This is a genomic window from Campylobacter sp. LMG 17559, assembly GCF_024723605.1.
In the GTDB taxonomy this organism is placed as follows: Bacteria; Campylobacterota; Campylobacteria; order Campylobacterales; family Campylobacteraceae; genus Campylobacter_D.
Window position 1 is genome coordinate 17,234 of sequence record NZ_JANQCZ010000014.1, and the last position, 11,419, is coordinate 28,652.

The window sequence follows — 11,419 nt, forward strand, 5'->3', positions numbered from 1 at the left end:
AGTGATAAGGAAAATTTTGGTATATTATCAAAAAATTTTATTTAAAAAGGGAAAATATTATGGAAGTTACAGCAAAACTAATTGATTTTGCAAATGCAAATGCTACTGTGAAAATTGCTCAAGGGGCTATTAAAGCAGAAGTTGAAAAATTAGCTAAAAAAGCGTCTAAAACTATGAAAATGGATGGTTTTAGAGCAGGAAAAGTTCCTGTTGCTGCTATACTTAAAAGATATGAAAAAGAGCTTACAAGAGATGCGGAGCAAGATCTTTTAAGAAATGCTGTAGATGGTGCTTTAAAAGAAGTTAAAAAAGAGGCTAAAGATTTAGTAGGTGAGCCATATTTTGAAAAATTTGATAGAAAAGATGGCGCTATTGAGGCTCAAATGGTATTATCTTTTAGACCAGAAGTAAAATTAGATGGATATGAAGAACTAATTCCAACTTATAATACACCAAAAGTAACTCAAAAAGAAATTGATGCAAAAAAAGAAGAATTATTAAAAAGATTTGCTACTCCTGAAGCGATTAAAGAAGCAAGAGCTTTAAAAGAAGGCGATTTTGCTAAATTTGATTTTGAAGGTTTTGTTGATGGTAAAGCTTTTGATGGCGGAAAAGCTCAAAATTATGTTTTAGAAATTGGTTCAAAACAATTCATACCAGGATTTGAAGAAGGTATGATTGGTTTAAAGGCAGGTGAGGAAAAAGATATTAATGTAACTTTTCCAAAAGAATATGGTGCAGCACATTTAGCAGGAAAAGATGCGGTATTTAAAGTAAAAATTCATGAAATTCAAGAACTTAAATTACCTGAGTTAAATGAAGAGCTTTTAAAAAGCTTGTTGCCTGAAGAAAAAGAACCAAGTGTTGAAAAATTAGATGCAAAATTAAAAGAGCAACTAAAAAATGAAAAAATCTTTAAACTTATCAATGATGAGCTTAAAAATCAATTTGCAGAAGCTTTGGTAGCTAAGTTTGACTTTGTTTTACCAAGAAATATAGTAGAGCAAGAAACAGATATGCAATTTAGAAGCTCTTTGAGAACTTTAAGCGAAGAAGAATTAAAAGAATTTAAAGATGAGGCTAAATATAAAGAAAAAAGAGAAAGTTTTAAAGAAGATGCACAAAAAAGCGTAAAATTAACTTTCATTATAGACGAGCTAGCAAAACTTAGAAATGTTACAGTAAGCGATCAAGAATTAATCCAAGCGATTTATTTTGAAGCTTATAGATATGGTTTTAACCCGCAAGAACATTTAGATAATTACAAAAAACAAGGTGCATTGCCTGCTATTAAAATGTCTTTAATCGAAGAAAAACTTTTTGCTGATATTTTCAAAAAAAATGACAAAAAGAAAACTGAAAAAGAAAGTGAAAAATAATGAGCTCATACATACCTTATGTGGTTGAAAAAACAAGCAGGGGCGAAAGAAGTTATGATATTTATTCAAGACTTTTAAAAGATAGAATTATCATGCTAAGTGGCGAGATCAATGATGATCTTGCTGCTTCTATTGTAGCTCAGCTTTTGTTTTTAGAGGCTGAAGATCCTCAAAAAGATATTTATCTTTATATTAACTCACCAGGTGGGGTTGTAACCAGTGGATTTAGTATTTATGATACGATGAATTATATTAAAGCTGATGTAAGTACTATTTGTATTGGTCAAGCTGCTTCAATGGGTGCATTTTTGCTTAGTTGTGGTGCTCCAGGGAAAAGATTTGCTTTACCAAATTCAAGAATTATGATCCATCAACCACTAGGTGGAGCAAGAGGACAAGCAACTGATATAGAAATTCAAGCAAAAGAAATTCTAAGATTAAAAGCGATTTTAAATGATATTTTGGCTAAAAACACCAAACAAAAACTCTCTAAAATAGAAAAAGACACTGATAGAGACTTTTTTATGAGTGCGCTAGAGGCTAAAGAATATGGCTTAATCGATAAGGTTTTGGAAAAAAGTTTTAAATAAGGAAAAACATAGCAATGTTAGATGATGATTTGTTTGCTGATTTAAATTTAAGTAGTGATCCAACTCCAGCCAAAGAAGCTCCAAAAATTCAAAAAATTAGTGGAGGTGAATTTGAAAAATTTGCAAAGTCTATTTTGACTGAGCTTGTAAAAGACAATGTACCTCCAACGCCAACTAATTATGGAGTTTATTTTCAAAAAATGCTTGAAGAACGTCCGGTGGCTTTTAAGAAAAAAGTTAGTGAGATTATGGAATTTGAGCAAAATGATGATGGTATCAAACGTGCAAATATAGAGCAAGAAATTAAAAAAAGTTTTAGTTCTACTTCGGCATTATTACAATACATTGCTATGATTTATAGGCATCTTGAAACAGTTAAAGATATGCTAAGAAGACGTAATTCAGAACTTGCAATTAGTACAGGCAATTTAGCAGTATCTAATGTAATTCACGCTCTTGAAGCAGATCTTTCAAGATTTTCTAGTATTTTAGACAAGTATTCAGATGAGATTAAAGAAAATTTTGATGAGGTTAGACAAACTTATAAACATATAGAAGAGCAAAGTGATTTTGATTCTAAATTTGGAGTTTATAATAAAAAATACTTTTTAGAAAATTTAGAAAAAAGCATTGAAAGTAATGCAAAATATAATTATCATACTTCCTTAATATTTTTTAGAGTAAAAGAAGAAATTCTTGAGCAAACTTATACTCAAAAAGAAAAAAATGCCTTTTTAAAAGGCGTGTGCAGAATTTTTAGCAAAAATGTCTCTTCAAGTGATATAGTAGCTCATTGCGGAAACAATATTTTTGCTATGATGATTTCTCATACAAATTTAGAAAAAGCACAAGAAATATGCAATAAAATTTTAGAATCTTTAGAAAATTCAAATTTTTTCCTAGCAGATAAAGAAATAGAAGTAGATGTTGAAGTGGCTATAAGTGCTGTTAATCAAGATAGCAAAGGTGAAGAATTAATAGAAAAATGCATTGAAGCTTTAAAAGACTCAGGAAAAAATTTAGAACCCTTTATAATAGTGGAAAAAGAAAAATGATAAGAAAGATAATTACCTATCCTAATCCAAGATTATTTTTAGAGTCAAAAAAAGTAGAAAATTTTGATAAAGATTTACATATACTTTTAGATGATATGTATGAAACAATGATAGCCAATAAGGGCGTAGGTTTGGCTGCTATTCAAGTTGATGTGCCAATTAGAGCTTTGCTTGTAGATATTGGTGATGAAGAAGGTGAGCAAAAAGAAGATAAGCAAACTCTTTTAGAAATTATTAATCCCATTATAACACCTTTAGATGATGAAAAAATTTCTTGCAATGAGGGTTGTTTAAGCATACCAGGTTTTTATGAAGATGTAATGCGTTATAAAAATATACAACTTGACTATCAAGATAGGTTTGGTAAGCCACAAAGTTTACAAGCGCATGATTTTTTAGCAGTGGCTATTCAACATGAAGTTGATCATCTTGATGGGCATTTATTTATAGAAAAACTTTCTTTTTTAAAACGCCAAAAATTTGATAAAGACTTTAAGAAAAAATCCAAAAAGAACAAATGAAAAAACTAAAATGTGCAAGTTTTTCTACAGAGCTTGATATTATCGATGTAGAATCAACTTTCACAAGAGGTTTGCCAGGTTTTAGTATAGTAGGCCTTGCAAATTCTACCATCAAAGAAAGCACAGAAAGAGTTAAGGCAACTTTACTAAGTCAAAATTTTAATTTCCCAGCACAAAAAATCACTATCAATCTTAGTCCATCAGATATCCCTAAAAATGGCTCTCATTTTGATTTGGCTATTGCGATTTTGATTTTATTTCAAAAAGAAAATTTAGATGATTTTTTTGTTTTTGGGGAACTTGGTTTAGATGGAAGTATTAAAAGTACTGCTAGTTTATTTTCTATCTTGCTTTTTTTAAGTGCAAAAGTACAAAATGCCAAAGTAGTGGTACCAAAAGCCATAGCACAAAAAGCTTCGATGATACCTAACTTAACAATTTATGCTTTGGAAAATTTAGCTCAAGCTATGGATTTTTTTAAAGAAAAAAATTATGAGAATTATCATATAAATAATGCTCATCCTTTGTTTGAAAATGCCATAGAAATTAATAATCAAAAATATATAAAAAATTCTATTTACCCTTATGATTTTAAAGAAGTTAAGGGTCAAGAAAATGCTAAATTTGCTTGCATAATAGCAGCTTTGGGTATGCATAATATTTTATTTGAAGGTAGTCCAGGTAGTGGTAAAAGTATGTGTGCTAAAAGACTTCCTTTCATCATGCCACCACAAAGTTTGAAAGAAATTTTAGCTCAAAATGCCTATAAGTCATTAAATTCTTTAGATGATGATTTTAGTGCTAGTAGGGTTTTTAGAAGTCCTCATCATACAAGTACTAGAGCTAGTATTTTTGGCGGAGGAGCTAAAAATGCCAAGATAGGAGAAATAGCACTTGCAAATGGAGGAGTTTTGTTTTTTGATGAGTTTCCTCATTTTTCAAAACAAATCATAGAAAGTTTAAGAGAGCCGTTAGAGGATTTTAAAATTCTTATTTCAAGAGTTAATACCAAAGTGATTTATGAAACTAAATTTTTATTTGCTTGTGCGCAAAATCCTTGTCCTTGTGGGAATTTGTTTTCTAAAAGTCTTGCATGTCGTTGCCAAGAGATAGAAATTAAAAAATATAAAAATAAAATTTCATCTCCTATTTTAGATAGAATTGATCTTTATGTGGCTATGGATGAGATTTCGCATGAAGATAAAACAAGCTTAAGCTCTAAACAGATGAGTGAAATGGTTTTTAAAGGATTTTTATTTCAAAAGCAAAGAAAACAAGAAGAATTTAATGCTAAATTAAATGATGAGCAGCTGAAGCAATTTTGTATTTTAGATTCTACTGCGAATGAAATTTTACAAAAGGCTATAAATTCATATAATCTTTCTCAAAGAGGGGTAAATAAAACCATAAAAGTAGCAAGAACTATTGCAGATTTAGAGCAAAGTGAGTTGATCTTAAAAACTCATATTTTAAAAGCATTAAGTTTTAGAATGAGAACTACATAGGAGTAAAAATGGATAATAAAAGTGTGGCGATCTTTATTGATGCAGAAAATATTCCTTCAAAATATGCAAAATCTATTTTTGATATCGCTTCTGATTATGGAGAAATCGTTATAAAACGAATTTATGGAGATTGGACGCAAAAAAATATACAAAATTGGAAAGAACAAATCGCACAATATTCTATTATTGCTATGCAGCAATTTAATTTTATAGCTAATAAAAACTCAAGTGATATGTACTTAATCACTGAGATTATGAGTTTTTTTTATGAAAAGGATATTGACATTTTTGTCATTGTTTCAAGTGATAGTGATTATACTAGTTTAATCCAAAGGCTTAAAGAGGGTAAAAAGCAAGTTATTGGCATGGGTTTAAAACAAGCTGTAAAATCTTATGTGAATTCTTTTAGTGAATTTTTTTATCTAGATCAAGATGAATCCAAAGAAAAAGTATTAAGCACTAAAGAATATATCAAAGATTTAATCAATATCACAGAAGCCTTAATAGAAGAAAAAGGTCGTGCTGAATATGCTCAAATTCGCACTAATATGAATAGAAAACACGCAAATTTTATCCCTCAAAATTTTGGTTTTAAAAATTTTAGAGCTTTAGTAAAAGAGTTTTTACCACAAATGAAACAATTTAAAGAAGGTAATGAAAAAAATATTTATTTTCTTATTGAAAAAACAAAGGCTTAAAAATGGAAAATATCTTGATAGCCTTTTTAGTTGTTGTAATTTTAGCTTTTATATGGTATGTATTTAAAAGCCAAAAAGAAAAAGCAAAATTGGAGTTTTTAGACCAAAACAATATAGCCTTACAAAATCAACTTACTAATTTAGAGCTTGAAAAAGCTACACTCATGGAAAAAAATTCCAAACTTTTAGATGAAAAAATATTATATTTATCTAAAAACGAGGCTTTAGAAGCAAAATTAGCTCAAAAAGAACAAACCCAACAAGAACTTTTAAATATACATTTAAAAGAGCGTGCGAATTTAAAAGAAGAATACACTCAAACTTTAATAAAACTAGAAGAAAAATACAAGCAAAGCTTGGCAGAATTAAAACAAGAATTAGAACAGAATTTACAAAAACAAAATGCTAATATTTTAAGTCAAAACAAACTTATGCTTAATGAGGATACAAAAAAAATCTTAGAAGAAATTTTCTTGCCTGTGAAAAAAAGTGTTAAAGAATACAATGAAAGACTAAATTCAAATGAAATTAGTCTTAAAACTCATATTGATAATATGTTTAAATTTAGCCAAAATATGACAGAAAATGCAGATAAGCTAGCTAAAATTTTAAAGGGTGATAAAAAAATTCGTGGTAATTTTGCAGAATTGCAACTAAAATCTGTTTTAGAAAATAGTGGCTTAGTAGAGGGCGTGCAGTATAAATTGCAAGAGAGATTTCAAGATGAGGGTAAAACCTATATTCCTGATGCGGTAGTATTTTTAGATAAACAAAAAAGTATAATCATAGATGCAAAATTTTCTTTGCCAAGTGATTTTGCTTTTGAAGATATTAGTCAAAATACCTGTCTTGATTTAGCTTATAATCTAAAATCAAGAATTGATGAGTTAGCCAAAAAGCCTTATATGCAGTATGACAAACACACTTATGAATTTGTTTTGCTTTTTATACCTTATCAAAATATCTTAGATTTGATTTTAAATGTAGATCTTGAAATTTATCAATACGCTTATAAAAAAAAGGTTTATTTAACCACACCAAACACTCTTTTTATGGCACTAAATACGATAAATATTTCATGGAAAAACATACAAAGTAATGAAAATATCCTAAAAGCTTTTGATGAGCTTGGCAAATTTCATGATAAATTTGCAGGTGTTTTAGATGATTTTGAAAAAATCAAAGAAAACATCAAAAGATTAAACACAAATGTAGATAATATGCAAACAAAGCTTACTCATGGAAGTGGAAATATTGCTTCAAGAGTGATAAAGCTTAAAGAGCTAGGCGCTAAAACCCAAAAGCTTATAAAATGTGAGATGGGCGATGAAAGTAGTGTTTAAAGATAATATTTCTTATGAAAAAGAGCTTATTGAAAAAGGTTTGGATGAGTTTTTAATGATGGAAAATGCAGGCATAGAGCTTGCAAATTTGATTAAGAAAAAAAGTAAAAACATAAAAAATGCCAAAATTTTATTTTTGCTTGGTACTGGTGGAAATGGAGCTGATGGACTTGTGGCCATTAGACACTTAAAAAAAGCTTTTGCTTATACTGTACCATATAAAAAAAGTACAGTGTTTACCAAGCAAGAGCAAATTTTAAAAAATATAGGTTTTAATTTTTTAAAAAAAGAACCTAAATTTAAAGATTTTGACATTATAGTTGATTGTGTTTTTGGAAGTGGTTTAAATAAAGCTTTAGATGAAAATTTGCAAAGAATTTTTAAAAAAATTGCTAAAAGTAAGGCTTTAAAAATAGCTTGTGATATTCCTAGCGGGCTTGGACAAGAACTATGTTTTAAGGCTGATTATACTCTTTGCATGGGGGTAATTAAAGAAATTTTGCTAGAAGATTTTGCAAAAGAATTTGTAGGTAAAATTAAAATTGCAAATTTGGGTTTAAAACCTTATATGCAAAATACTTCAAGTTTTTTACTAGAAAAAAAAGATTTAAAACTCATTACAAAAAAAGCTAGCTCAAATAAAGGTGATTTTGGTCATGTTTATATTTTTGCCAATAAAAGCGCAGGTACTTTAGCTGGACTTGGTGCTTTAGAGTTTGGAGCGGGGCTTGTATCTTTAGTGGCCAAAGAAAGCTTTTCGCCTTTGATTATGCTAAAAGATGATATTGAAGGTAAAATAAATGCAGCTGCTATAGGTATGGGACTTGATGATTTAAGTATTTTAAAAGATGAAAGATTAAAAAACATTCCTTTAGTCTTAGATGCAAATTGTTTTCAAGGTGAAAATTTACTTTCTTATCTTGCTAGAGAAGATGTTGTTTTAACCCCTCATCCTAAAGAGTTTTCTATGCTTTTAAAACTTTGTTTTAATGAGGATATAAGTGTAGAAGAAATTCAAAACAAACGCTTTTTTTATGCAAGAAAATTTAGCTCTAAATTTCAATGTGCTTTGGTGTTAAAAGGGGCTAATCCCATTATCACTCAAAAAGAAAAACTTTTTGTAGTAAATTGTGGCAATGAAGCTTTAGCAAAAGGTGGAAGTGGGGATGTGCTAAGTGGCATGATAGCAGCTTTACTTGGAGCTAAATTTAATGCTTTAGAAGCTACAAAAAATGCAGTATTAGCTCATGCTTTGGTGGCTAAAAATTATAAGAAAAATAAAATCAGCTTTGATGCTTTAAAATTAATAAAGGGGTTAAAATGCTTATAAAATTAGCAGTTTTATTTAGTGGTAATGGAAGTAATTTGGAAAATATTTTAGAAAAATTACATAAAAAAACTTTTGGCAAAAATACCTTTGAAGTGGTTTTGTGTGTATGTAATAAAAAAGAAGCTTATGGCATACAAAGAGCTTTAAAATATGGTCTTGATACCAAGATCATAGAACATGAAAAATTTACTTCAAGAGAAGAATTTGACGCAGAATTAGTAAAAATTATAAAAGAAAGTCAAGCAGATTTGACCATCTTGGCAGGATTTATGCGCATTTTAAGTCCTGTTTTTACTCAAAATATAAAAGCTATCAATCTTCATCCTTCTTTGCTTCCTTTATTTAAAGGTGCTCATGCTATCAAAGAAAGCTATGAAAGTGATATGAAAGTAGCAGGCATTAGTGTGCATTGGGTTAATGAAGAGCTTGATGGTGGTAAAATCATTACTCAAAAAGCCTTTGAAAAAGCTAAGTTAAGCTTTGAAGAATTTGAAGCGAAAATTCACGAGCTTGAACATACACTTTTGCCTGAAACCATTGTAAAAATTTTTGAAAATGATTAATTTTTCATCATTATAATTACGCTTTTTGTTTAAGGAAAGTAAATGTTTGAATGGATTTTTAGTGTAGATGCTTGGGTGGTATTACTTACTCTTACAGCTTTGGAGATTGTACTAGGTATTGATAATATAATTTTTCTAGCGATTTTAGTTTCTAAATTACCACCAGAACATAGAGATAAGGGTAGAATTCTAGGTCTTGCTTTTGCGATGATTACTAGAATTTTATTGTTATTGTCTTTATTTTGGGTGATGAAACTTGTCACACCTTTATTTAGTATATTGGGTAATGAAATTTCAGGTAGAGATTTGGTGCTTTTGTTTGGAGGTTTGTTTTTAATAGTTAAGTCTATTAAGGAAATTAAAGAAAGTATAATGCACCAAGAGGAAAGTCAAAGTAATATAAAAATTAGCAATAAGCTTTGGGTTGTAGTTGCTGAAATAGCTGTGATAGACATAGTATTTTCTCTTGATAGTGTTATTACTGCTGTGGGCATTGCTCAAGATATAGAGATTATGATTATTGCTGTGATTATTGCAGTTTTAGTTATGCTTTTTGCTTCTAAACCAATTGTAGATTTTGTAGAAAAATATCCAAGCATTAAAATCTTAGCCTTGGCATTTTTAGTAATGATAGGCTTTGTTTTAGTATGTGAAAGTTTTGATATCCATATAGATAAAGCATATATTTATACAGCTATGGCTTTTTCTTTGATAGTAGAAATTTTAAATATCATTTCACAAAAAAAACAAACAGACAATTCTTAAAATATTTAGCATTTTTTATGCTAAATATTTTTTTATCTTGACTTTTAATATTTTTTTATGTAAAATAACGCTTTATTTTTGTACATCGGGGTGTAGCGCAGTCTGGTTAGCGCACTTGGTTTGGGACCAAGGGGCCGAAGGTTCGAATCCTTTCACCCCGACCATTTTTATAAATGGTGAGTGTAGCTCAGTCGGTTAGAGCATCAGATTGTGGTCCTGAGGGTCGTGGGTTCGATTCCCATCACTCACCCCATCAGCGCTCGTAGCTCAACTGGATAGAGCGACAGACTTCGGATCTGTAGGTTATGGGTTCGATTCCTATCGGGCGCACCATAAGCCTATTGTTACTTTTATTTTTATGCGCTCATAGCTCAGCTGGATAGAGCAACGGCCTTCTAAGCCGTAGGTCAGAGGTTCGAATCCTCTTGAGCGTACCACTTTTGCGGATGTGGTGAAATTGGCAGACACGCCAGACTTAGGATCTGGTGCAGCAATGCGTGAAGGTTCAAGTCCTTTCATCCGCACCACTAATTTAAAACTCTTTTAAGTATTTAAGTTTCGCGATTCATCTTAATCATATTTATAACAATAAGTTAAATTTATAATACTACAAAATTAGGAAGATGCTATGGTAAATATATATCAAGTTAAAATTATTGAAAATTTTTGCAAGGATAAATTTAAAGAAGATACAAGAACAAAAGATTTTTTTCATACCTTTTTGACTCAAAATTTAGAAATTTACACCAATATAGAAGATCAAAAGTATGCCAAAGATACAATATTAATATATAAAATTTTTGATATATGTATTATATGCATAAAAGATGGAGTCTCGGTAAGTCAAGAGTATTGTCAATTTAAAAAAGGTGTGATAGATCATATAGTTGTATATACCGATGAAAATATGAATGATGGTAAAATATCGCAACTATTAAGAGGTAGTTCTACATTAAAAATAGATAAATCAAATTGTTATGATAATCCAGATATTAAAGTTGTGTTTTCAGAAAAAGGCTTTTTATTTCAGGCTAGATTTAATAATTGTGAAAGTAAATTTAACGATACAATGACTATGTTTGCGCTTTCTTTGGCTTATCGTGAGAAAATGGAGTATTATTTGAATTTAACTTCAAGTATTATAGATGAAGAAAATTATCATGATGTTATTGATATTAAAAAAGATTTTTATGTTTTTAATCTAAAGTATTTTTTTAGTAATCCAGTGCACTATAACTATCAACAAAAACATGCAATATGGAAAATTATATTTCAATATTACGATATTTTAGAACAACATCAAGAGCTTAAAATCCAGATAGAAAATCTTGTTGATATTTTGCATATTGAACAAAATCAAGAGGAAGATAAAAAGGAAAAAATAAAAGAGAATAAAAGAAAAAAAATCGAAATGATTTTTTTAATTATCGGTGGTTTTGTTACTTTAGCTTCGTTGGTCAGTGCATACAAAGACGCTATGGAATTATTTGGTTAAAATCATATATTATTTTGGCAAAACAAGCGTTTTAATTTTATAGTTAAATATGTTTTATGCAAAAATTAAAAGCTTTACTAAAATTTTGGAGTTTTTTATCCTCTTACATCTTCTATTCTATATTATTTTACATTCCTTCCGTTGTTTCCCTAAAATAACTTTCACACATCTACAA

At 29.3% G+C, this 11,419-nt stretch carries 11 protein-coding genes and 5 tRNA genes; all 16 read left to right on the plus strand.

Annotated elements, in window-relative coordinates:
• The first annotated feature begins 59 nt into the window (after positions 1-59).
• The 16 genes from tig to CAMP5082_RS07125 all read left to right on the plus strand — a co-directional run bounded on the left by tig (position 60) and on the right by CAMP5082_RS07125 (position 11,244).
• On the plus strand, positions 60-1,379 hold the full coding sequence (tig, locus tag CAMP5082_RS07050) for a trigger factor (RefSeq protein ID WP_039619387.1): 1,320 nt from the start codon (positions 60-62) through the stop codon (positions 1,377-1,379).
• Positions 1,379-1,969, plus strand: coding sequence for an ATP-dependent Clp endopeptidase proteolytic subunit ClpP (clpP, locus tag CAMP5082_RS07055; RefSeq protein WP_039619386.1), 591 nt, complete (start codon positions 1,379-1,381; stop codon positions 1,967-1,969). The genes tig and clpP overlap by 1 nt, the downstream gene beginning before the upstream one ends.
• Before the next feature lie 14 nt (positions 1,970-1,983).
• A complete protein-coding gene (locus tag CAMP5082_RS07060) occupies positions 1,984-3,024 on the plus strand; it encodes a GGDEF domain-containing protein (RefSeq protein ID WP_126341147.1) in 1,041 nt (346 codons plus the stop codon).
• Positions 3,021-3,545, plus strand: a complete 525-nt coding sequence (gene def, locus CAMP5082_RS07065) for a peptide deformylase (RefSeq protein ID WP_039642414.1) — start codon at positions 3,021-3,023, stop codon at positions 3,543-3,545. Before CAMP5082_RS07060 ends, def begins: the two co-directional genes overlap by 4 nt.
• On the plus strand, positions 3,542-5,050 hold the full coding sequence (locus tag CAMP5082_RS07070; protein WP_337206320.1) for a YifB family Mg chelatase-like AAA ATPase: 1,509 nt from the start codon (positions 3,542-3,544) through the stop codon (positions 5,048-5,050). The genes def and CAMP5082_RS07070 overlap by 4 nt, the downstream gene beginning before the upstream one ends.
• Before the next feature lie 8 nt (positions 5,051-5,058).
• The gene (locus CAMP5082_RS07075; protein WP_039627173.1) at positions 5,059-5,748 is read left to right on the plus strand and encodes an NYN domain-containing protein; all 690 of its coding nucleotides are present in this window, start codon (positions 5,059-5,061) and stop codon (positions 5,746-5,748) included.
• 2 nt (positions 5,749-5,750) lie between these two features.
• Complete coding sequence (gene rmuC, locus CAMP5082_RS07080; protein WP_337206321.1) at positions 5,751-7,091, plus strand: DNA recombination protein RmuC; 1,341 nt, start codon at positions 5,751-5,753, stop codon at positions 7,089-7,091.
• Positions 7,075-8,421 carry an NAD(P)H-hydrate dehydratase gene (locus CAMP5082_RS07085; protein WP_337206322.1) on the plus strand — a complete coding sequence of 449 codons (1,347 nt, stop codon included), beginning with the start codon at positions 7,075-7,077 and terminating at the stop codon, positions 8,419-8,421. Before rmuC ends, CAMP5082_RS07085 begins: the two co-directional genes overlap by 17 nt.
• On the plus strand, positions 8,412-8,984 hold the full coding sequence (purN, locus tag CAMP5082_RS07090; RefSeq protein ID WP_257939414.1) for a phosphoribosylglycinamide formyltransferase: 573 nt from the start codon (positions 8,412-8,414) through the stop codon (positions 8,982-8,984). The genes CAMP5082_RS07085 and purN overlap by 10 nt, the downstream gene beginning before the upstream one ends.
• 42 nt (positions 8,985-9,026) lie before the next feature.
• Entirely contained in the window at positions 9,027-9,749 is a 723-nt protein-coding gene (locus CAMP5082_RS07095) for a TerC family protein (protein WP_337206323.1), read from the plus strand.
• A gap of 86 nt (positions 9,750-9,835) precedes the next feature.
• Positions 9,836-9,913 (plus strand) — tRNA-Pro (locus tag CAMP5082_RS07100).
• A gap of 12 nt (positions 9,914-9,925) precedes the next feature.
• Positions 9,926-10,002: transfer RNA gene (locus tag CAMP5082_RS07105), tRNA-His, on the plus strand.
• Between the two features lie 3 nt (positions 10,003-10,005).
• Positions 10,006-10,082: transfer RNA gene (locus tag CAMP5082_RS07110), tRNA-Arg, on the plus strand.
• A gap of 27 nt (positions 10,083-10,109) precedes the next feature.
• Positions 10,110-10,186 (plus strand) — tRNA-Arg (locus tag CAMP5082_RS07115).
• Between the two features lie 5 nt (positions 10,187-10,191).
• A tRNA-Leu gene (locus tag CAMP5082_RS07120) sits at positions 10,192-10,276 on the plus strand.
• A 101-nt stretch (positions 10,277-10,377) separates the two neighbouring features.
• Entirely contained in the window at positions 10,378-11,244 is an 867-nt protein-coding gene (locus CAMP5082_RS07125; protein ID WP_263708818.1) for a hypothetical protein, read from the plus strand.
• The last annotated feature ends 175 nt before the right edge of the window (positions 11,245-11,419 follow it).

Excerpts from the sequence above, each read along its gene's own strand:
- tig (WP_039619387.1), top strand. The coding sequence starts at position 60 with ATGGAAGTTACAGCAAAACTAATTGATTTTGCAAATGCAAATGCTACT.
- clpP (WP_039619386.1), top strand. The coding sequence starts at position 1,379 with ATGAGCTCATACATACCTTATGTGGTTGAAAAAACAAGCAGGGGCGAA.
- CAMP5082_RS07060 (WP_126341147.1), top strand. The coding sequence starts at position 1,984 with ATGTTAGATGATGATTTGTTTGCTGATTTAAATTTAAGTAGTGATCCA.
- def (WP_039642414.1), top strand. The coding sequence starts at position 3,021 with ATGATAAGAAAGATAATTACCTATCCTAATCCAAGATTATTTTTAGAG.
- CAMP5082_RS07070 (WP_337206320.1), top strand. The coding sequence starts at position 3,542 with ATGAAAAAACTAAAATGTGCAAGTTTTTCTACAGAGCTTGATATTATC.
- CAMP5082_RS07075 (WP_039627173.1), top strand. The coding sequence starts at position 5,059 with ATGGATAATAAAAGTGTGGCGATCTTTATTGATGCAGAAAATATTCCT.
- rmuC (WP_337206321.1), top strand. The coding sequence starts at position 5,751 with ATGGAAAATATCTTGATAGCCTTTTTAGTTGTTGTAATTTTAGCTTTT.
- CAMP5082_RS07085 (WP_337206322.1), top strand. The coding sequence starts at position 7,075 with ATGAAAGTAGTGTTTAAAGATAATATTTCTTATGAAAAAGAGCTTATT.
- purN (WP_257939414.1), top strand. The coding sequence starts at position 8,412 with ATGCTTATAAAATTAGCAGTTTTATTTAGTGGTAATGGAAGTAATTTG.
- CAMP5082_RS07095 (WP_337206323.1), top strand. The coding sequence starts at position 9,027 with ATGTTTGAATGGATTTTTAGTGTAGATGCTTGGGTGGTATTACTTACT.
- CAMP5082_RS07125 (WP_263708818.1), top strand. The coding sequence starts at position 10,378 with ATGGTAAATATATATCAAGTTAAAATTATTGAAAATTTTTGCAAGGAT.